At 53.5% G+C, this 21,770-nt stretch carries 20 protein-coding genes; 6 read left to right on the top strand and 14 right to left on the bottom strand.

Features of this window, described 5'->3' with window-relative positions:
* Positions 1 to 47: 47 nt before the first annotated feature.
* The 12 genes from trpS to AC07RN_RS17855 all read right to left on the bottom strand — a co-directional run bounded on the left by trpS (position 48) and on the right by AC07RN_RS17855 (position 10,044).
* Positions 48 to 1,052: a tryptophan--tRNA ligase gene (gene trpS, locus AC07RN_RS17910; protein WP_015960758.1), complete on the bottom strand. Its 1,005-nt coding sequence runs from the start codon at positions 1,050 to 1,052 to the stop codon at positions 48 to 50.
* Positions 1,045 to 1,806, bottom strand: a complete 762-nt coding sequence (gene gph / locus AC07RN_RS17905; protein WP_015960759.1) for a phosphoglycolate phosphatase — start codon at positions 1,804 to 1,806, stop codon at positions 1,045 to 1,047. The genes trpS and gph overlap by 8 nt, the downstream gene beginning before the upstream one ends.
* Entirely contained in the window at positions 1,799 to 2,476 is a 678-nt protein-coding gene (rpe, locus tag AC07RN_RS17900; RefSeq protein WP_015960760.1) for a ribulose-phosphate 3-epimerase, read from the bottom strand. The genes gph and rpe overlap by 8 nt, the downstream gene beginning before the upstream one ends.
* Positions 2,477 to 2,517: 41 nt before the next feature.
* Positions 2,518 to 3,333 carry an adenine-specific DNA-methyltransferase gene (gene dam, locus AC07RN_RS17895; protein ID WP_235134194.1) on the bottom strand — a complete coding sequence of 272 codons (816 nt, stop codon included), beginning with the start codon at positions 3,331 to 3,333 and terminating at the stop codon, positions 2,518 to 2,520.
* A gap of 66 nt (positions 3,334 to 3,399) precedes the next feature.
* Entirely contained in the window at positions 3,400 to 4,680 is a 1,281-nt protein-coding gene (gene damX / locus AC07RN_RS17890; protein ID WP_015960762.1) for a cell division protein DamX, read from the bottom strand.
* Positions 4,681 to 4,772: 92 nt separating this feature from the next.
* Entirely contained in the window at positions 4,773 to 5,861 is a 1,089-nt protein-coding gene (gene aroB / locus AC07RN_RS17885; protein WP_015960763.1) for a 3-dehydroquinate synthase, read from the bottom strand.
* A gap of 57 nt (positions 5,862 to 5,918) precedes the next feature.
* A complete protein-coding gene (gene aroK / locus AC07RN_RS17880) occupies positions 5,919 to 6,440 on the bottom strand; it encodes a shikimate kinase AroK (RefSeq protein WP_015960764.1) in 522 nt (173 codons plus the stop codon).
* A 297-nt stretch (positions 6,441 to 6,737) separates the two neighbouring features.
* Positions 6,738 to 7,979: a DNA uptake porin HofQ gene (gene hofQ, locus AC07RN_RS17875; RefSeq protein WP_478336975.1), complete on the bottom strand. Its 1,242-nt coding sequence runs from the start codon at positions 7,977 to 7,979 to the stop codon at positions 6,738 to 6,740.
* On the bottom strand, positions 7,891 to 8,292 hold the full coding sequence (locus AC07RN_RS17870; RefSeq protein WP_478336974.1) for a HofP DNA utilization family protein: 402 nt from the start codon (positions 8,290 to 8,292) through the stop codon (positions 7,891 to 7,893). The genes hofQ and AC07RN_RS17870 overlap by 89 nt, the downstream gene beginning before the upstream one ends.
* Positions 8,282 to 8,743, bottom strand: coding sequence for a HofO family protein (locus tag AC07RN_RS17865; protein ID WP_478336973.1), 462 nt, complete (start codon positions 8,741 to 8,743; stop codon positions 8,282 to 8,284). Before AC07RN_RS17865 ends, AC07RN_RS17870 begins: the two co-directional genes overlap by 11 nt.
* A 3-nt stretch (positions 8,744 to 8,746) precedes the next feature.
* Entirely contained in the window at positions 8,747 to 9,265 is a 519-nt protein-coding gene (locus AC07RN_RS17860) for a PilN domain-containing protein (protein WP_478336972.1), read from the bottom strand.
* Positions 9,262 to 10,044 (bottom strand): DNA utilization protein HofM, encoded by a 783-nt coding sequence (locus tag AC07RN_RS17855; protein WP_478336971.1) that lies wholly within the window; start codon positions 10,042 to 10,044, stop codon positions 9,262 to 9,264. Before AC07RN_RS17855 ends, AC07RN_RS17860 begins: the two co-directional genes overlap by 4 nt.
* Positions 10,045 to 10,164: 120 nt before the next feature.
* Here AC07RN_RS17855 and mrcA point away from each other — a divergent pair, with 120 nt between their 5' ends.
* Entirely contained in the window at positions 10,165 to 12,717 is a 2,553-nt protein-coding gene (gene mrcA, locus AC07RN_RS17850; RefSeq protein WP_449554995.1) for a peptidoglycan glycosyltransferase/peptidoglycan DD-transpeptidase MrcA, read from the top strand.
* Between the two features lie 107 nt (positions 12,718 to 12,824).
* On the opposite strand, the gene nudE is transcribed toward mrcA, so the two are convergent.
* A complete protein-coding gene (nudE, locus tag AC07RN_RS17845) occupies positions 12,825 to 13,385 on the bottom strand; it encodes an ADP compounds hydrolase NudE (protein ID WP_449554994.1) in 561 nt (186 codons plus the stop codon).
* A 320-nt stretch (positions 13,386 to 13,705) separates the two neighbouring features.
* Between nudE and AC07RN_RS17840 the strand changes: the two genes are divergently transcribed.
* From AC07RN_RS17840 to hslO, 4 genes are all read left to right on the top strand, one after another.
* Entirely contained in the window at positions 13,706 to 15,844 is a 2,139-nt protein-coding gene (locus AC07RN_RS17840) for an intracellular growth attenuator family protein (protein WP_478336970.1), read from the top strand.
* 66 nt (positions 15,845 to 15,910) lie between these two features.
* Entirely contained in the window at positions 15,911 to 16,594 is a 684-nt protein-coding gene (gene yrfG, locus AC07RN_RS17835) for a GMP/IMP nucleotidase (RefSeq protein WP_478336969.1), read from the top strand.
* Positions 16,591 to 16,992, top strand: a complete 402-nt coding sequence (hslR, locus tag AC07RN_RS17830) for a ribosome-associated heat shock protein Hsp15 (RefSeq protein ID WP_015960774.1) — start codon at positions 16,591 to 16,593, stop codon at positions 16,990 to 16,992. Before yrfG ends, hslR begins: the two co-directional genes overlap by 4 nt.
* Before the next feature lie 23 nt (positions 16,993 to 17,015).
* Positions 17,016 to 17,894 (top strand): Hsp33 family molecular chaperone HslO, encoded by an 879-nt coding sequence (gene hslO / locus AC07RN_RS17825; RefSeq protein ID WP_478336968.1) that lies wholly within the window; start codon positions 17,016 to 17,018, stop codon positions 17,892 to 17,894.
* A gap of 39 nt (positions 17,895 to 17,933) precedes the next feature.
* On the opposite strand, the gene AC07RN_RS17820 is transcribed toward hslO, so the two are convergent.
* On the bottom strand, positions 17,934 to 19,670 hold the full coding sequence (locus AC07RN_RS17820; protein ID WP_478336967.1) for a DUF4153 domain-containing protein: 1,737 nt from the start codon (positions 19,668 to 19,670) through the stop codon (positions 17,934 to 17,936).
* A 382-nt stretch (positions 19,671 to 20,052) separates the two neighbouring features.
* Here AC07RN_RS17820 and pckA point away from each other — a divergent pair, with 382 nt between their 5' ends.
* The gene (gene pckA, locus AC07RN_RS17815; protein ID WP_478336966.1) at positions 20,053 to 21,669 is read left to right on the top strand and encodes a phosphoenolpyruvate carboxykinase (ATP); all 1,617 of its coding nucleotides are present in this window, start codon (positions 20,053 to 20,055) and stop codon (positions 21,667 to 21,669) included.
* The last annotated feature ends 101 nt before the right edge of the window (positions 21,670 to 21,770 follow it).

Genomic DNA, 21,770 nt, shown 5'->3' with positions numbered 1-21,770 from the left:
CCCTCGCCCACTGGAGAGGGTACAGGCGGTTACCGCTTTGCTTTTATCTATGGTTTTGCCACAAAGCCAATCGCCTGGTATACCGCTTTCAGCGTTTCAGCGGCACGCGCGCTGGCTTTGTCCGCGCCGTCTCGCATGACCTGATTCAGCAGCGCTTCGTCGTTGCGGAAACGGTTATAACGCTCCTGCAGTTCAGTCAGCATGCCGGAAACCGCATCCGCCACTTCGCCTTTGAGATGGCCATACATTTTGCCTTCAAAGTGCTGTTCAAGCTCAGGAATACTCTGCCCGGTGACGCCAGAGAGAATATCCAGCAGGTTTGAAACGCCCGCTTTGTTCTGCACATCGTAACGCACAACAGGCGGCTCGTCGGAATCTGTCACCGCGCGTTTCAGCTTTTTCACCACTGCTTTCGGATCTTCCAGCAGGCCGATAACGTTGTTGCGGTTATCGTCAGACTTGGACATCTTTTTGGTCGGCTCAAGCAGCGACATCACACGTGCGCCCGATTTCGGGATAAACGGCTCCGGCACTTTAAAGACATCGCCGTAGATCGCATTGAAGCGCTGCGCGATATCACGACTCAGTTCGAGGTGCTGTTTCTGGTCTTCGCCAACCGGTACCTGGTTGGTTTGATACAGCAGAATGTCAGCGGCCATCAGCACGGGATAGTCAAACAAACCGGCGTTGATGTTCTCGGAGTAGCGTGCGGATTTGTCTTTGAACTGGGTCATGCGGCTCAGTTCGCCGAAATAGGTGTAGCAGTTCAGCGCCCAACCTAGCTGTGCGTGCTCTGGAACGTGCGATTGGACGAAGATGGTGCTTTTTTCCGGATCGATACCGCATGCCAGATACAGTGCCAGCGTATCCAGCGTGGCTTTACGCAGTTTCTCAGGATCCTGGCGCGCGGTGATCGCATGCAAATCCACGATGCAGTAAATGCAGTGGTAATCATCCTGCATGCCGACCCACTGACGCAATGCACCCATGTAGTTGCCAATGGTCAATTCGCCTGAAGGCTGCGCGCCACTAAATACGATGGGCTTAGTCATTTTTCGATTCCTGATGTTCACTGTGCGAAAGCCCGAGTGCGGGCAGTAAATCTTTGAAGTGATCGAACACGGCGTCCGGTTCACTCAGCGTGATGGATTCACCGTAGTTATAGCCGTAGGTTAATCCCACAGACGGCGAACCTGCGGCTTTGGCGGCCAGAATATCATTACGCGAATCGCCGACAAAAAGCAGTTGTTCAGGCGTTAAGGATAATTTCCCTGCCACCAGCAATATCGGTTCCGGATGCGGCTTTTTATTCTGTACGTCATCACCGCCAACAATTACCGAGAAATATTTTGCGATGTCGAGGGCTTCCAGCAACGGAGCCACAAACGGCGTTGGCTTGTTGGTGACCAGCGCCAGCGGCATGCCATGGGCATGCAACGCGCTCAGCGTATCGACAACGTCCGGGAACAGAAAACTGCCCTCTTCCACGGTTTCTTCATAAAAACGGTTAAACAGTTTACGCAGAACGCGCAGTTGCTCATCCTGCGGGATATCAGCATGGTCAACGCCAGGTTTACCCTGTGCCGAACGCTGAATGGCACGCTCCTGACGGGACCACGTCAACGCACGTTCCATCAGCACATCAGCACCGTTTCCAATCCAGGTTATCACACGATCTTCACCCGCAACGGGCAACTCAAGCGCATACAGCGCCTGATCGACGGCGCTGGTTAAACCCGGCGCGCTATCGACCAGCGTGCCATCAAGGTCAAACGCGACGCCGCGTATTGCCTGTAATTTATTCATGACTTACCTTTGCCAGTTCACTGCGCATCTCATCAATGACTTTTTTGTAATCCGGTTGGTCAAAAATGGCAGAGCCTGCCACGAACATATCGGCACCCGCCGCTGCGATTTCGCCAATGTTATTGACCTTCACGCCGCCATCCACTTCAAGGCGAATGTCATAGCCAGACTCGTCGATGCGACGGCGCACTTCACGCAGCTTGTCCAGCGTTTGCGGAATAAAGGATTGCCCACCAAAGCCCGGATTGACGGACATCAGCAGAATCACGTCCAGCTTATCCATGACGTAATCCAGATAGCTCAGCGAGGTCGCTGGGTTAAACACCAGACCCGCCTTACAGCCATTCTCTTTGATGAGCTGCAACGTGCGATCGACATGCTCGGAGGCTTCAGGGTGGAAGGTGATAATGCTCGCGCCCGCTGCGGCAAAATCCGGCACGATGCGATCAACCGGTTTGACCATCAGGTGAACATCAATCGGGGCGGTGATTCCGTAGTTACGTAGCGCTTTGAGCACCATCGGGCCGATGGTCAGATTAGGGACGTAGTGGTTATCCATCACATCGAAATGCACCACATCCGCACCAGCGGCCAGCGCGTTGGCCGTGTCTTCACCCAGGCGGGCAAAATCGGCCGACAGAATTGAGGGAGCAATCAAAAACTGTTTCATCCGCATCTCCTTGAAATGTGTTTACCGGCGGGCGAAACGGCTCAGGGGCGATAAAGAGCCAGCAGTTCGTCCACCTTTTTACGTGTACCACCGTTACTGCTGATGCTGCGCCGCACCTGAACGACGTATCGGTGAGTCGCTAACTGATACCATTCGCGCGTCATTTCCGTATCGTGATTTGAAATCAGCACGGGAATACGCTTTTTCACCAGGCCCTCGGCGATCTCCGCCAGATGCACCTGCTCTTTCAAATTGAAACTGTTGGTGTGGTACGCCGTAAAATTGGCCGTCGCCGTCAGCGGCGCATACGGCGGATCGCAGTACACGACCGACTGGTGATCCGCGCGCGCCATGCTGTCGGCGTAGGACTCGCAGATAAAGAGTGCATTCTGTGCTTTCTCAGCAAAGTGATACAACTCAGCCTGCGGGAAATAAGGGCGTTTATAGCGGCCAAACGGGACGTTGAATTCACCACGCAGATTATACCGGCACAGGCCATTGTAGCCATGACGGTTAAGATACAAGAATAATAACGCCCGCCGGAAAGGATCGCGGCTTTGGTTAAATTCTACGCGAAGCTGATAGTAAACTTCAGACTGATTGGTCTCAGGCGTAAAGAGCTTACGCGCCTCGTCAACGTACTCGTCGGTACGATCTTTGACGATGTTATAGAGGCTAATCAGATCGCTGTTGATATCCGCCAGGATATAACGAGAGAAGTCGGTGTTGAGAAACACGGACCCGGCACCCACAAAGGGCTCGATAAGGCACTCGCCCTTCGGCAGGTGTTTTTTAATATCGTCAAGCAGGGGGAATTTTCCCCCTGCCCATTTTAGAAAAGCGCGATTTTTTTTCATGCTGACTAACTGATTACACCTTTTCCAGCTGTGGAAAAGCTCCGACAGCATTCTGCGCTTTAAACATTACTTCAAGTCGGCCTGAACCTGATGAATCGGTTTTGCCCATGGGTTTTTCGCCTGAACGTCAGCAGGTAACGTTGCCACAGCACGTTTCGCTTCGTCTTTAGAGGCGTAAACGCCGCTAACCAGCGTGTACCATGGCTGTCCGTTGCGAGTCGACTGATAAACCACATAGTTTTTCAGGTTCGATTTCTTCGCCCAGTTATTCAGATTGTCGTAGTTAGACGAACTGCTCAGCTGAAGCGTGTAATTATTAGACGGTGCGGCCTTCATTGCCCCAACGTTACCCGCAGACTTACCTGATGCAGTGCCAGGCGCTGTTGCCGTCGCTGCAGGAGTCGGTGTTGCTGCAGTCACTTTCGGTGCTGCTGTGGCAGCTGGTGTTTTCACCGGCGCGCTGGTAGCGGTTTCCGTTGGCTTAGGCTGGGCAACCGGTTTGGCTTCAGTCGCTTTAGCAACGGCCTGCGGTTTCGTTTCGCGCTTCGGCTCAATCACCGCTTTTTGACGCTCTGGACGCGAAGTGGCAGCCTGAGTTTGACGCGGTTTGGTTTCCGTTGCCGCGGTTTGCGGTTGAGCATTCCCGCCACGAATTGGCGCGACAGTTGCAGGTTCAGTTGGCAGCGTGGAATTAGCCACCACGTTATTCACCTGATCCGGGTTCTGCGTAAGCGCATTATTCAGATCGCCCTGAACTTCAACACGCTGCTGACCTTCAGGTGCCGCGCTTGCCTGGCCCTGAGTTGGCGTAGCCGAAACGGGTGGCAGGGAGACATCCTGCGGCGCATTCGTTGGATTGCCCGCGGTCTGTTCAGCAGAAGTGGTGCCTGGCGCAGGTTGCGCACCATTAGCCTGATCTGCTGCATCATTATTATTGCCCGAAAGATTGATGCTCTTTTCGGTTGAAGCGGTCTGCTCATTTGAGGGGGTAGACGGTGCTTTCAGCGCAGAACCGATGCCGATAATCAGCAGCAGCAGGACAAAAACGCCAAGGCCCATCATAACGTACTGACGTGAAGCGGGTTTCGCCGCTACTTTTTTACGTTTGCGCGGGCGACGCTCTAGAGGCTCTTCGTCCAGTGATTCATCATCAGACTCATAATCCTCTTCTTCCCGCTCATCGCGCGCAGGGCGACTACGTGACGGACGACGATCGTCTGCATCCAAATCAACATCATCAAAGTTGATTTGCGGCTCATTATCGCGTTCTGAAGATTGACGAGAACGACCAGTACGACGATCGCTGGGATCGGGTTTCAGCTCGTCTTCTGGTTTGAATTCATCCATTTAACACCCCACTCAAAGGTTCATGCTTACGACGTTGCATTTCACCTGAAGCTAAATAGCTACCTGTAACAGTAGCCTGACCTTTCTAGTTGTTACGCCTGCTGGCAATCAGCAATAGCGCCAAGAACCACATCATGCGGCACTCCGCCGCGCACTTCACTCTTCCCTATTGCCAGCGGGAGCACTAAGCGCATCTCGCCAGCCAAAACTTTTTTATCGCGCATCATGTGGGGTAAATACGCGTGCGAAGACATCTCGCGCGGCCCCGTTACCGGTAAGCCCGCACGCTCAAGCAACGTGATGATGCGTTGAGTCTCTTCTTGCTTAAACTGACCCAGACGTTCAGAGGTACGCGCGGCCATAACCATGCCCGCTGCAACCGCTTCGCCATGAAGCCAATTGCCATAACCCATCTCCGCCTCAATCGCGTGACCGAACGTGTGCCCCAGATTCAGTAAAGCACGTAAGCCCGTTTCACGCTCGTCTGCTGCAACGACTTCGGCTTTCAGCTCACAACAACGGCGGATGCAGTAAGCAAGCGCTTTACCGTCAAGGTTAAGCAACGCATCCATGTTGTCTTCCAGCCAGCTAAAGAATTCGCCGTCCAGAATAATGCCGTATTTGATCACTTCAGCCAGGCCTGATGCCAATTCGCGCTGGGGCAACGTATTCAGACAGTCGAGATCCACCACCACAGATGCGGGCTGATAGAACGCGCCAATCATGTTTTTGCCAAGCGGATGGTTAACAGCCGTTTTGCCGCCAACCGAAGAATCGACCTGTGATAAAAGCGTGGTAGGAATTTGAATAAAACGAACACCACGTTGATAACTTGCCGCAGCAAAACCCGTTAGATCGCCAACAACACCACCGCCCAGGGCAAGTAGTGTCGTATCGCGACCATGCGGTTTTTGCAGTAGTGCGGTAAAGACGGTCTCAAGTACCGCCAGGCTTTTATACTGCTCGCCATCAGGCAAAATCACACTGTCAACGTTCACACCTGCCTGTTCAAGCAGATGACGAATTTTGTCGAGATAAAGCGGAGCCAGCGTCTCGTTGGTGACAAGCATAGCTTGATCACCCGCTTTCAGTGGTAAGAAGGAAGCTGGGTCGTTAAACAAACCAGCCGCGATGGTGATAGGGTAACTACGTTCCCCGAGAGTAACTGTAATCCTCTCCATGACGCGACATCCACCTTAAATGCTATTACCCGTGGGCGAGTGTATATAAAGCCAGAATCAGTTGCTTTCCAGCATATGAATAATCTGGTTTGCAACGACTTTTGCGCTCTGATCGTCAGTACGAATCGTTACATCAGCAATTTCTTCGTACAGTGGATTGCGTTCACCAGCCAGGGCTTCAAGAACTTCACGCGGAGGCGTTTCAACCTGCAGTAACGGGCGCTTTTTATCACGCTGCGTACGTGCGAGTTGTTTCTCGATAGTCGTCTCAAGATAAACCACAACGCCGCGGGCCGAGAGACGGTTACGCGTTTCACGAGATTTTACAGAGCCGCCGCCAGTCGCCAGCACAATGCCCTGTTTTTCCGTAAGTTCATTGATAACTTTTTCTTCACGGTCACGGAAACCTTCTTCGCCTTCTACATCGAAGACCCAGCCCACATCAGCTCCGGTTCGTTTCTCAATCTCGTGATCAGAATCGTAAAATTCCATATTGAGTTGTTGAGCTAACTGGCGCCCAATAGTGCTTTTGCCGGCACCCATAGGCCCAACCAGAAAGATATTGCGTTTCTCTGCCATTTTTTCGGTACTACTAAGACTATTCGTTAATGGTAATTCCAGCTTCGCGAGTACTCAACGTAGCAGGACATGAACTGAAACCTCATATGCGATAGTGCGAGAGTCAGACTAAAAATTATCTCAGTAGTCCTGCTTGTTTGGCAACTGATTAAATCACCATGCCAAATGCTTAGAGCAACAAGAGGTAAGAATAAGAGAAGCTGAATCTCAAATCGGTACTCCTTGTATGCTAATTCATGCCTCACGTCAAACATCTGCAACAAACTGGGTGCAAAATCCTCGCGGAGATCGTTTCGATTACTGAATATCAATCAAACGTGGCGTAATAAACACCACCAGCTCGCGGCGCTCGTTATCTTTGCCGTCATGGCGGAAAAACTGGCCCAACAGGGGAACATGCCCGAGACCCGGTACGCTATCGCTTGCCGTTTTATTCTTTTGAGAGAAAATACCGCCCAGTGCCAGCGTTTCTCCACTTTTCACTTCGACCTGCGTTTCGATCTCCTGCTTATCAATCGCCAGCGTTTCACCGTCAGCCTGCTGTAAAACTTGCCCCGGCATATTTTCGCTGATACGCAGTTTTAAACGCACCCGACCGTTTGGAAGCACCACTGGCGTCACTTCCATGCCCAAAACCGCCTCTTTAAATTCTACCGATGTCGCCCCGCTCTCCCCGCTGGAAACCTGGTAAGGGATTTCGCTGCCCTGTTTAATGCTGGCGGGCTGCATGTGCGACGCCAACAGGCGCGGACTGGCAATGATCTCCAGCTGTTGCTTTTGCTCGAGGGCGGAAAGCTCCAGATCCAAAAGTCTGCCGTCGATTCGACCGATGTTGAATCCAACATGTGTCGTGGCATTGGCGACTGAAAGATCGGCCCCCATCGTGGTGACTTGCCCCGGTGCCCCAGCACCTTGCGCCTCTGCAAGATTCCATTTCACGCCAAGCTCACGCAGGCTTTTTTCATTTATCGTGACGATATGCGCTTCCAGCTGCACCTGAGCAATAGGCAGATCCATCTCTTTCACCCACTGCTGAAAATTATCCAGCACTGCGGGAATATCGCGCACCAGCAATCGATTTGTGCGTTTGTCTACTGACAAACTCCCTTTTGGGCTCAGCTGTTTCTCGGCAGATTTCTGTAATTCGGTACCGTCGGCATAGGCCAGAGAATAGCCGCGCGAGACAAGCGGGACATCCAGTTTCAGCCTGGTTTTCTCCTCTTCATTACGCGCCTGCTGCTCACGTTGCCACGCCGCGGTGTTCACATAAAAAATACCGCGCTCCTCGCGCAACACCAGCCCAGCGCTGTTGACTACGGTTTGCAGCGCCTGCCGCCAGGGCACGCGCGTTAAATGCAGCGACAGCGTACCGGTGACATCGGGCGAAACGATGAGGTTGCGGCTCTCCAGCTCGACCAACGACTGCAGAACTTGAACAACCGGTACGTCATCAACGACCAGGGTCACTGGTTTTTGAGTGCTGCTCCAGGCCGACATGCTGAACAGCGCTAGCAGGGTGACTATCCTTGTTATTTTCATCTTTCGTTCCTTCTCGTTTCCATCGCCATTCCTTCGGGTCACAACCATCACCGACCTCGACGACCATTTCAGTTTCATTTATCGCCATAACTCGCCAGCCTGATGGCAGGTGATCGTCCTGATGGGCACGATGCCAGCGATCCTGCTCATCTTTCATAATGCCCACAACACCTGCACTGCTGATGAGTCCCTGGTAGTGCCATTTGTCGAGTTTCCCGATGTCACAGCGATCCACGGGCGGGCGAAACGGATCGCGCATCCCAGTGAGGAAAACCAGTGAACACAGGACCAAACCGCGCAGCTCAGTTCGCATGTAGACTCTCCACCTGAACAATAAGCTTTAGTCGTGATTCTCCGGGTTCGACGGAAAAGGCCGTCACCCCCATTCCACGCTGCGCGATTGCGTCAAACAGAACGGGAATCTGCATCCAGTCTGCATCCAACGAGAGCTCACCTCCTTTCGCGCTCGGCAGCCAACGCACTAACCGCACACCATGCGTTTGAAAATCCAGAGGCGAGAAAGCCTGCCGCGCAGAACTATCAGGTTGTCCTTCAGCAAGGCCTCGGTGAGCCTCGCTCGCCCAAAGCGCTTTCACCACGGTGGCGATGTGCTCTCGCTTCATTTCAAGCTGTGAGACGTGCCGTATTGCCGGGCGCGCGAGCATGAGATACGCCGTCAAAAGCACGCTGCCCGAAATCAGACCCCAGCTCAGAATGCGCGTGCTTGAACCAAACACATACCAGCGTTCAAATAAGCTGTGCACAGGTCACTCCTGACGCTGGAGCGTGAAGCTGTACATCCATCGCCCCTGATTATCCTGCTGCAACTCACCTGCAGGCCCAAGCGTAAAACCAGCAAAGTGCTTCAATGAGTCAGTGAGTTTCTGAAGAGATAAAAGCGTCGTGGCATAGCCTTTCAATATCAGGCTGGACTGTTGAAATGACATTTGCGTGAGCCATGCCTGCTCCGGCAATGCCAGCGCCAGCGACACGAGCGTCGGCTGCCAGGCTTGCGTTTTACTCAGCAAAATAGCCGCTTGTTGAGTGAGTTGCTGTTGCTCATGTTGCGCTCGCCACCGCGAGCGATGGGCCTCCAGCGTATGTTGAATCGCCCTATCGCTCGCGAGATACACCTCCAGCGCGTGCGAACGTATCGCAAAGCGCGAACGCAGACTTGTCATCGCAGCGAGGGAAAGCAGTAACGAGCCGGCAAAGAGCAACGTCCAGAAACGCCAGCAACGCTGTTGTCGCCATTGCCGCCACGGCAAAAAGTTAGTCGTTTTCATTCAACGATATCCCCCATCGCAAGGGCCAGAGCGACGGTAAAGTCCGCCCCAAATTCGGGTAATGACGGCAAATTGCGTGAGACTAAAATAAAAGGATCGAGATTATCGGCGGCGAAAAGAGCCATATCTTCAGGCTTAAGCGCCAGGATCGCCGACAGATCGGCCACCGTTCCCGCCTCAGTCAGCGGCTTACGGCCCCACTGGTGACGCGTTGCCCATAGCCAGTGATGGTCGTCGCGCCACACCGCGCAGTGGGCAGGAGGCGCAAGAAGCAGCAGCAAATTCACCAGCGCACCCGCATCCGGCGTAATCGCTGCGACATGCAGACGAAGCGTTTTTGCCAGCGTTAACAATGCCGCGACCTCTTTGTTTTGTGCAGCGGTCACATGAAAAGAGCGGGTCAGTGTGTCCTGAACATAATCGAAGCACAGCGCATCGGGCGCCATCTCCAGCTCGCGTGACATGGCGGAAGCAATCCACGAGGCTTGCTCACTTTCACGTAGGTTCAGCGCCGGACAAGGAAGCGCTTTTTGCAACGTTCGTGCGGCAGGGAACGCGAGGAAAATCCGGTGATGCTGCGGTAAGACCTTGCTCCATGCACGAAGCGCTGCAACCAATTGTTCTGGCTCAATAATTTGTCCATCGCGAATAATTCCCGGATGCAGCGGAATTTGCCACCAACGGCGCAGATTCCATCCGGTTCGCTCCTTTGTCAGACAGACGGCTAAAACCCTATCTTGTTGAATGTGAACACCTGTTCGCCACGTTTTGAAAGCCATGCTTCACGATCTCCTTATCGCCCGTCCGTTTGACGGCTATATCAATGATTCAGGCTTGCCTTTATACTACCGGCCGATTGTTTAGAAACTGCCCAAGTGAAACTAAATGGGAAATCTCCAGTGAAGTTCGTAAAGTATTTATTGATCCTTGCAGTCTGTTGCATTCTGCTGGGAGCAGGCTCGATTTATGGTTTGTACAAATATATTGAGCCGCAACTGCCTGATGTCGCCACGCTTCGCGATGTGCGCCTCCAAATCCCGATGCAGGTCTATAGCGCCGACGGTGAATTGATCGCTCAATATGGCGAAAAGCGCCGTATTCCGCTGACCTTAAACGAAATTCCTCCGGTGATGGTGAAAGCCTTTATCGCCACGGAAGACAGCCGTTTTTATGAACACCATGGCGTCGATCCGGTGGGGATTTTCCGTGCCGCAAGCGTGGCATTGTTCTCCGGTCACGCTTCGCAGGGCGCGAGTACGATTACGCAGCAGCTGGCGCGTAACTTCTTCCTGAGCCCAGAAAAAACGCTGACGCGTAAGATCAAGGAAGTGTTCCTTGCTATTCGTATCGAGCAATTGCTGAGCAAAGACGAAATCCTCGAGCTTTATCTCAACAAGATCTATCTGGGCTATCGCGCGTACGGCGTGGGCGCGGCGGCACAGGTTTATTTCGGTAAGCCTGTCCAGGATCTGACCTTAAGCGAAATGGCGACCATTGCGGGTCTGCCTAAAGCACCGTCGACGTTTAACCCGCTCTATTCACTCGATCGTGCTACTGCGCGCCGTAACGTGGTGCTGTCACGCATGCTAAGCGAAGGCTATATCAGCCAGACGCAGTACGATCAGGCGCGAAACGCTGTGATTGACGCCAACTATCACGCGCCAAAAATCGCCTTCTCGGCCCCGTATCTCACGGAAATGGTTCGCCAGGAGATGGTGAGTCGCTACGGTGAGCAGGCGTATGAAGATGGCTACCGCATCTACACGACTATCACGCGTAAAGTTCAGCAGGCGGCGCAGCAGGCGGTACGTAACAATGTGATGGATTACGATATGCGTCACGGCTACCGTGGCCCGTCGAATGTGCTGTGGAAAGTGGGCGAAAGCGCATGGGACAGCAAAAAAATCACGGATTCTCTGAAGGCACTGCCGACTTACGGCCCGCTGCTTCCAGCTGTCGTCACGGCAGCCGATCCGCAGGAAGCGACCGCAACGCTGGCAGACGGGACCTCGGTTTCTTTGCGCATGGACGGGATTCGCTGGGCTCGCCCGTATCGCTCTGATACATCGCAAGGCCCAACGCCGCGTAAAGTCACGGATGTGGTCCAAACCGGGCAGCAAATCTGGGTTCGTAAAGTGAACGACGCCTGGTGGCTGGCGCAGGTTCCGGATGTGAACTCAGCGTTAGTCTCTATCAACCCGCAGAATGGCGCGGTGATGGCACTGGTCGGCGGTTTTGATTTTAATCAGAGCAAATTTAACCGCGCCACGCAGGCTCTGCGTCAGGTCGGCTCTAACATCAAGCCATTCCTGTATACCGCGGCGATGGATAAAGGGCTGACGCTCGCCAGCATCCTCAACGATGTGCCGATCTCTCGCTGGGATGCGGGCGCAGGTTCCGACTGGCAGCCGAAAAACTCCCCGCCGGAATATTCCGGTCCAATCCGTTTACGTCAGGGTCTGGGGCAGTCTAAAAACGTGGTCATGGTTCGCGCGATGCGTGCCATGGGCGTCGATTACGCAGCGGAATATCTGCAACGTTTCGGCTTCCCTGCACAAAATATCGTGCATACCGAATCGCTGGCTCTGGGTTCCGCATCCTTTACGCCATTGCAGGTGGCGCGCGGTTACTCGGTGATGGCGAACGGCGGCTTCCTGGTTGATCCGTACTTCATCAGTAAAATTGAAAACGATCAGGGCGGCGTGATTTTTGAAGCGAAACCAAAAATCGCCTGTCCTGAATGTGATATTCCGGTAATTTACGGCGACACGCCGAAATCGAACGTCCTGGAAAATAAAGACATGGAAGATGTCGCCCTGTCGCAGGAGCAACAGAATTCCACCGTTCCGCAACCGCAGCTGGAGCAGGCAAACCAGGCGCTGGTCGCGCAAAGCGGTGCGCAGGAATACGCTCCGCATGTGATTAACACGCCGCTCTCCTTCCTGATTAAGAGCGCCCTGAATACCAATATCTTTGGTGAACCGGGCTGGCAAGGCACAGGCTGGCGTGCGGGCCGTGATTTACAGCGGCGCGACATCGGCGGTAAAACCGGGACGACCAACAGTTCTAAAGACGCCTGGTTCTCCGGTTTCGGCCCTGGCGTAGTGACGTCCGTGTGGATCGGCTTTGACGATCACCGTCGCGATTTGGGCCGTACGTCGGCATCGGGTGCGATTAAAGATCAGATTTCCGGTTACGAAGGCGGCGCGAAAAGCGCACAGCCAGCCTGGGATGCTTATATGAAAGCGGTTCTGGAAGGCGTACCTGAACAGCCGCTCACGCCGCCGCCAGGTATTGTGACAGTCAATATCGACCGTAGCACCGGTCAGTTAGCCAACGGCGGAAACAGCCGTGAAGAGTTCTTCATCGAAGGCACGCAGCCGACAACGCAGGCGGTGCATGAGGTAGGGACTGAGCTGATTGATAACGGCGAGACGCACGAGCTGTTCTGACGAAGCGCACTCGCTGAAACTCAAAGCAAAACGGTAGCCCTTGGGTTACCGTTTTTTTATGCGGGCTTTCACCTGATGCGAGCGAAACAAGGCAAACCGTCGAAGGCCTACAGCCGCCCATGCCCCTTGAGCCATTCACGCACCAGGAACAGCGCACTCACGTTGCGGGCCTCATGGAAATCAGGCTCTTCCAACAAATCCATCAAATGTGCCAGCGGCCAACGAACCTGCGGTAACGGCTCTGGCTCATCACCTTCCAGCTTTTCGGGATAGAGATCTTCAGCAAGCACAATATTCATTTTGCTGGAGAAATAGGACGGTGCCATAGACAGCTTTTTCAGGAAGGTGAGTTCGTTTGCACCGAAACCGACTTCTTCTTTCAGCTCACGGTTCGCCGCTTCAAAAACGGATTCACCCGGATCGATCAACCCTTTAGAGAACCCCAGCTCGTAAGATTCCGTGCCCACCGCATATTCACGAATCAGGATAAGATGGTCATCAACAATCGGAACGATCATCACCGCTTCGCGCGTTGATGGGCGCATACGTTCATAAACACGACGCACGCCGTTGCTGAATTCCAGATCCACGCTCTCCACATTAAACAGCCGCGATTTGGCGATTGTTTCAACATTCAGAATAATGGGTTTTTGTAAGGGTTTGCTCATCTTGACGGGTCTTTGCTGGGTAAACTGAGTGCATTGTGCGATATGACGCACGGTTTCGGCAATGTCATTTGCCCTAAATTTACATTTTTGCAACTTATCCTAAATCAATTATTATTTCAAATTAAAAGTCAAGAGGTTGAAATAACTCCAGGAATTTGCTGATATTCCGCTTTGGTTGCCTTTGCTATCATTTTTGGTCACTGGGATGCGCTTCAGATTGCTCAAGTTCGACTCCATACTTGCCGATAGCCAACCACAGAGACGCATTCACGGTAATAGGTGCGACTGACTACACCTGAAATAAGTAAGATGGGGAAAGCATGAGCACCATTTTGATATTTTTCGCTGCTATGCTGGCCTGCGTATTCATTGCAGGATGGTTACTCAGACGCCGGGCGCAACGTCGTTTACGACTGCCTTTTTTAAACGCCTTCGCCGGTGCGACTACCCGTACGCTGGCCCCCGATGAACGCAGCGCCATTGAAAATTATCTCGATACGCTGAACCGCATCCTTCAGACGCCAGGGCCGACAGGAGCCACTGCTGCGCCTGTCACTCTGAATCTTAACGCACACAGCGACACCGTGCTGTGCGTGACGCGCTCGATCACGCGCTATGGCATCACCACCGACGATCCCAATAAATGGCGATACTATCTCGACTCCGTGGAAGTGCATTTGCCGCCGTTTTGGGAGCAATACATTAATGATGAAAATAGCGTCGAGCTGATCCATACCGATTCCATTCCGCTGGTTATCGCTCTGAATGGTCATACCCTGAGTGAATATGTTCAGGAAGCACCGCGCTTTGCGCTCGAACGAGCGAGCTCCACGCAAGCCTCCATCCGTGGCGAAGAGACCGAACAGATTGAACTGCTCAATATCCGCCAGGAAACGCACGAAGAGCACGCGCTGAGCCGCCCGGACGGCATCCGTGAAGCGATTTTGATTGTCGCCGCCTTCCTGCTGTTTTTCCTGTGCCTGATGACGCCCGACGTCTTTGCCCCGTGGCTTGCGGGGGGGGCCGTTCTGTTGATCGCCGCAGGGCTGTGGGGGCTATTTGCTTCTCCGGCTAAAACAGCCTTGCGTGAAATCCACTGTTTACGCGGTACGCCAAAACGCTGGGGTTTGTTCGGTGAGAACGATCAGGAACAGATCAATAATATTTCGCTCGGCATTATCGATCTTATTTACCCGCGTCACTGGCAGCCGTGGATTGCCCAGGATTTAGGGCAAAAAACCGATATTGATATCTATCTCGATCGCCAGGTGGTCCGCCAGGGGCGTTTTTTATCGCTGCATGATGAGGTGAAAAACTTCCCGCTCCAGCACTGGCTGCGCAGCACTATTATTGCCGGAGGCGCGGCGCTCGTCCTGGCGTTACTGATTTTCCTGGTTCCCCTTGATATGCCGATTAAATTCACCGTGTCGTGGATCAAAGGCGCACAAACCATTGAGGCCACCAGTGTTAATCAGCTGGAAGAGGCTGGCGTTCGCGTGGGAGATACCCTCAAGCTGAAAGGTACTGGCATGTGTAATATTCACGCGCCGGGAACCTGGAATACGCGCCAGAATTCGCCGTTCACCCCGTTCGATTGCTCGCAGATCATCTGGAATGACGCACCGCCGCTACCGTTGCCGGAATCCGATACCGTCAGTAAAGCGACGGCATTGACGCAGGCGCTGAACCGCCAGTTGCATCCAAAACCCGACGAGAATTCACGTGTGAGCCAGTCTCTGCGCTCTGCCATTCAAAAATCTGGAATGGTATTGCTGGATGATTTTGGCGACATCGTGATGAAAACGCAGGACTTATGTTCAGCAGAAGATGAATGCGTGCGCCTCAAAAATGCGCTCGTGAACCTCGGGAACAGCAAAGACTGGGAAGCGCTGGTCAAACGCGCCGAAGCAGGACGGCTGGACGGCGTGAACGTGCTGTTACGTCCGGTTAGCGCGGAGTCCCTGGAAAATCTGGTCGCCACGTCAACCGCGCCGTTTGTGATGCGTGAAACCTCCCGTGCGGCTCAGGCGCTTAATAGCCCGGCGCCAGGCGGTTTTGTGATTGCCAGCGATGAGGGTAGCGACCTGGTTGATCAGCCGTATCCGCCTGTGGCGCTCTATGATTATCCAGCCCAGGAACAGTGGGGCGAGTTCCAGCGCCTGGCGCAAATGTTGATGCAAACGCCATTTAGCGCAGAGGGTATTGTTACCGGAATCTTTACCGACGCGAACGGCACGCGCCACATTGATCTGCATCGCATGCCGGACAGCGCCGGGCTGTGGCGTTACATCGGTACGACGCTGCTCATGATGGCCATGTTGATTTGCATCATCTGGAACGGTTTTGCGGCCCTGCGTCGCTATCAGCGCTCACGTACTCGTCTGGCCGAGATCCAGCAGTATTACGATAATTGCCTCAATCCTAAGCTTATCTCCGCGCCTGAGAGCCTGATCGGATAACGCCTCTGCGCGACAAGTTGTGCTAACCTGTCGCGCACGTTTCTTCTGGCTGGAGAGTTCCCCCTCATGCATCTTGATATCGCCTGGCAGGACGTTGATACCGTTCTGCTGGATATGGACGGCACGCTGCTTGATCTCGCATTTGACACCCATTTCTGGCAAAAGCTGGTGCCCGAAACTTACGGCGCGCAGCAGGGCATCACTCCGTCAGAAGCGCAGGATTACATTCGTCAGCAGTATCACGCCGTGCAACATACGCTAAACTGGTACTGCCTGGATTACTGGAGCGACCGTCTTGGTCTGGATATTTGTGCCATGACCACCGCTCAGGGGCCGCACGCCGTTTTGCGTGAAGATACGGTGCCGTTTCTGGATGCTCTGAAGGCGAGCGGCAAACGACGTATTTTGCTGACCAATGCGCATCCGCATAATCTGGCCGTGAAGCTTGAACATACTGGATTAGCGTCACACCTTGATTTATTACTTTCTACCCACACATTTGGGTATCCGAAAGAGGATCAGCGTTTATGGCAGGCCGTCACCGTGAAAACCGGTTTGCAGCCAGACAGAACCTTGTTCATTGATGACAGTGAACCGATTCTGGATGCAGCAGCAAAATTTGGTATTCGTTATTGCCTGGGCGTGACCAATCCCGATTCTGGACAAGCTGAAAAAAGCTATCAGCGGCATCCGGCGTTGAACGATTACCGTCGAATGATCCCCTCACTCAGCCTGAAGGAGAAGCCATGAAAGAAAAACCCTCTGACGGGGTAAGGCTCGACAAATGGCTGTGGGCGGCCCGTTTTTATAAAACGCGCGCCCTCGCCCGCGAAATGGTTGACGGTGGCAAAGTGCATTACAACGGGCAGCGCAGCAAGCCGAGTAAGCTTGTTGAACTGAACGCCACTCTGACATTACGTCAGGGAAACGATGAAAAAACGGTCGTGATCAAATCCATTACCGAGCAGCGTCGTCCGGCGACCGAAGCGACCGCAATGTATGAAGAAACGACAGAAAGCGTCGAGAAGCGCGAGAAAGTGGCGCTGGCGCGCAAGATGAATGCGCTGACCATGCCGCACCCGGACAGACGACCGGACAAAAAAGAACGTCGCGATCTGATGAAATTTAAGCACGGCGAAATTGAATAATCGTCGTTTGATGAGAGAAAATTATGGCCCAACACGACCAATTACACCGCTATCTGTTTGAGCAATTTGCCGTTCGCGGTGAGCTGGTAACCGTCTCCGAAACCTGGAAACAGATTCTGGAGAACCACAATTATCCGCAGCCTGTTAAAAGAGTGCTGGGCGAACTGCTGGTGGCGACAAGCCTGCTGACCGCAACGCTGAAATTTGCTGGCGATATCACCGTGCAGTTACAAGGTGACGGCCCAATGAACATGGCGGTCATTAACGGTAATAACCAGCAGCAGATGCGCGGTGTGGCGCGCGTGCAGGGCGAGGTGCCAGAAGGCGCTGACCTGAAAACGCTGGTTGGCAACGGTTTCCTCGTGATTACCATTACGCCAGACGAAGGCGAGCGCTATCAGGGCGTGGTAGGTCTTGAAGGCGATACGCTGGCAGAGTGCCTGGAAGATTACTTCCTGCGTTCTGAGCAGTTGCCAACACGCCTGTTTATCCGCACCGGCGAAGTTGAAGGTCAACTGGCAGCGGGCGGCATGCTGCTGCAGGTTCTGCCTGCGCAAAATGCCCAGGGCAATGATTTTGAGCATCTGGCGACGCTGACCGAAACCATCAAAACCGAAGAGCTCTTCACTCTGCCTGCGAATGAAGTGCTGTGGCGTCTGTACCACGAAGAAGAAGTCACGCTTTACGATCCGCAGGACGTTGAGTTCAAATGTACCTGTTCTCGTGAACGCTGTGCGGGTGCGCTGAGAACGTTGCCGGACGAAGAGATCGACAGCATCATAGCTGAAGATGGTGAAATCGACATGAACTGCGACTACTGTGGTTCGCACTACGTCTTCAACGCCATGGACATCGCCGAGATCCGAAATAACGCTTCTCCGGCCGATCCACAGGTCCATTAATCATTGTCAGAACGGCTCCCAAAGGAGCCGTTTTTTTCGCTAATAATCGTAGTCTACCTTTACGCGTTTCCCGAGAATCGTGATATCCGCCCAGGGCTTAACCGCCGTACCGACTTTGCCTTGCTCAAACGCACGATCAAATTCAGCCCGTGATAACGTTTCTGGCATCTTCCAGGACTCTCCCGCGAGAGACCAGTCTTTATCGTGACGGGTAAACACCAGAATCGCCCGATCAACGAACTGATAGACAACCGCCTCCGCTTGACCGTCACCGTTCAGATCCTGTGAAACCAGCAGACAAGCGCCCTTTTCAGTGGTGCAGGTCTCGAAACGGTATGTGTATTTCATCATCGCCTGCCATAGCCTATTGTCCGGCGGCGGCGTTCCAGGCGCGAGTTGTACAACGTTCGCCAGTATCGCCGCGGTCAATCCCTCTGCTTTCTCTTTTTGCCCTGCCAGCATTCGATTCACATCCCGCCGACGTTTCGCATCTGACGTGAACTGCGGATCGTTTTGCAGCGCGACCAGCGCCTCGCGGCCTTTGCGTCCGGTTTGACTTAACATGTGCAGACTCACCTGATCGGCGGTGATCCTGCCGTCATGATAACGTGCCATATGACTTGCTACACTGATGCGCCACAGATCGAGAATCGGTGTGTGAATCAGGATCAAAAACGCCAGCGAGAACAGGCCCACGGCCGGAGTAACGTAACGCTGCACCGTCAGCGGATTGCGCCATGGATTGATCACGCTGATGCAAAAACCGACCGCCCAAACCAGCGCCACGATGGTGGTCAACACCGCGTATAACCGCTCCGGTGTCCAGCCGTATTGCCCGATACGCAGCCACAAGGCCCAGCTCGCTAACAGGGGATAAAACGGCGAGACCAGTAACGCCACCCGAACAAGCCAGCGCAGTGGGAACGGGTAAGGAAGCAGAATACGCTGCGGGCTCCAGACGACGGTGGCCAGTATCAGCAGCAACATGCTCAGGCTCAGCAGCAGCCCCGCCACCGACGTTCGCGCAGAAATCGCGTCTAAACCCACAAACGGCAGCACGACGATAAACAGTAGCGAAAGCAGCGCCACCAGCGGCAGCAGGCCGGTGGCAATCAATGTTAAGAGATTTTGCAACGCCTGGATTAATCGCACCTGCATTCTTGCGAGAATGGCCGCGCAGGCCGAAACCACGCCAATCGCAATCGCGATAAACCAGTCGGTATCAAAAAAGAGCGTGTTAAAGAAACGGATTCCGACCAGCTTGAACAACTCGGCCCACAGAAACAGCACCAGCCAGAACAGCCCGTTAGAGAGAAAAATGAGCGCCAGCGTTAAGGCGTTATGCCAGCTTCGGGTATGAAAATCGGTGTAGAAATCCTTCCCGGAAGTCGGTTGAAGCTTTCGTTGCAGCCATGGCAGCATCAGAAAGCTCATCAGCAGAAGGTTGAAGCCAAACAACACCAGCGCGTCCCGGATACCCCACCGCTCAAGCCCGTGAATATTCCATTTTAGCCATGCGCCCATGCCTGCGACTGCCAACACGATCGCGGCCAGTGCCAGCCATAAACTACGCTGTTTGAACGAGGTGACCGACAGTGCAAGTGTGGTCGAGAGCACCACGGTAGCGGGCACGACGCACACCAGCCAAAAACTGTCGGCGGGAAGACCAGCGTAACCGATGTACCACGTCACTAAATAGCAGATAAAACCCTGTATCGCCCCGACCAGCACAATGCCTGCGCGCGTTGCAGGAGATAAGCTTGCAGTATTTTCCATTTCGCAGTCCCTGATTGGTAAGCGCACTTTATGCTTTCATCATAATCTCGCGGACGACTCACAACACTCTTCTCTTCCGGCCTTTTTCTAAGAGACGTAGATCGATTATCAAGATGTAACTCTTACGTAACTTTCTTACATGTATGCGATTACATTCACATTACTCTGGTTAAATACACCAGCGTTTAACCTTTTCGGAACATTTTCCACAACTAAAATTCGATTCCTGCGATAATCCGCCCTGCTTCGTGACAGGAGTCACAGCGTTTTCCGTTAGTAAGGGTTTTCTCGAAATACGTAAATCTATGAGCCCCGTCGCGGTCAACAACCTCAGAAAAACCCTACAATTTTAGGCAGTACAAATTGGCTAAGGAGCAGTGATATGCGTGTTAACGATTTAACCCCGCAAGATCTCAAGGCTTATGGTATTAACGACGTCCAGGAACTCGTTTACAACCCCGATTACGATACGCTGTATCAGGAAGAGCTCAATCCAGCACTGGAAGGATACGAGCGAGGTGTGTTGACGAATACTGGTGCTATCGCCGTGGACACGGGTATTTTTACCGGCCGTTCGCCAAAAGATAAGTATATTGTCCGTGACGACACCACCCGGGATACGCTGTGGTGGGCAGATAAAGGCAAAGGGAAGAACGACAACAAACCGCTCTCCCAGGAAACCTGGCAGCATCTGAAAGGTCTCGTCACTCAACAACTCTCCGGCAAGCGCCTGTTTATTATCGACGCCTTCTGTGGCGCGAATGCCGACACCCGCCTTTCCGTTCGCTTTATCACTGAAGTTGCCTGGCAGGCACACTTCGTGAAGAACATGTTTATTCGCCCAACCGATGACGAATTACAGGATTACGAACCTGATTTCATCGTGATGAACGGCGCGAAATGCACGAACCCGCAGTGGAAAGAGCAGGGCCTGAATTCGGAAAACTTTATCGCATTCAACCTGACGGAGCGCATCCAGCTGATTGGCGGCACCTGGTACGGTGGCGAGATGAAGAAAGGGATGTTCTCGGTCATGAACTACCTGCTGCCGCTGCAGGGGATTGCCTCCATGCACTGCTCGGCGAACGTCGGCGAAGAGGGCGACGTGGCGGTGTTCTTTGGTCTGTCTGGCACCGGTAAAACGACCCTTTCCACCGACCCGAAACGTCGCCTGATTGGCGATGATGAGCACGGTTGGGATGATGACGGCGTGTTCAACTTTGAAGGCGGCTGCTACGCGAAAACCATTCGTCTGTCTGCCGAGGCCGAGCCAGACATTTTCCACGCCATCCGTCGTGATGCGCTGCTGGAAAACGTCACCGTCCGTGCAGACGGCACGGTCGATTTTGATGATGCCTCTAAAACGGAAAACACCCGCGTCTCTTATCCGATCTATCACATCGACAATATCGTGAAGCCGGTGTCAAAAGCGGGCCACGCTTCGAAGGTGATTTTCCTGACCGCTGACGCCTTTGGCGTTCTGCCGCCGGTGTCTCGCCTGACGGCCAGCCAGACGCAGTATCATTTCCTGTCCGGCTTTACCGCGAAATTGGCGGGCACCGAGCGTGGTGTCACAGAGCCTACACCGACCTTCTCTGCCTGCTTTGGCGCAGCGTTCCTGTCGCTGCACCCAACGCAGTACGCAGAAGTGCTGGTGAAACGCATGCAGGCAGCGGGCGCGCAGGCTTATCTGGTGAATACTGGCTGGAACGGGACGGGCAAACGTATTTCGATTAAGGATACGCGCGCCATTATCGACGCCATTATTGATGGTTCACTGGATGATGCGGAAACGTTCACTCTGCCCATGTTTGATCTGGCGATCCCGACCAAGCTGCCTGGCGTGGATACCCATATCCTCGACCCACGTAACACCTACGGTTCACCTGAGCAATGGCAAGAGAAGGCCGAAGCGCTGGCGAAGCTGTTTATTGAGAACTTCGAGAAGTACACCGATACGCCAGCAGGCGCGGCATTGGTGAGTGCAGGTCCAAGGTAAAAACAAAAAGGCAACGAAAGTTGCCTTTTTTAATGTTTTCTCCCTCTCCGTGTGGAGAGGGCAGCAGACCGCTGAGACCGTATTTTTTCGGGTGGTGGCTG

Source organism: Lelliottia sp. GFLA7 (assembly GCF_056490165.1).
Note: the sequence above shows the minus strand (reverse complement) of the source record. Positions and strands in the feature narration are given on the sequence as shown.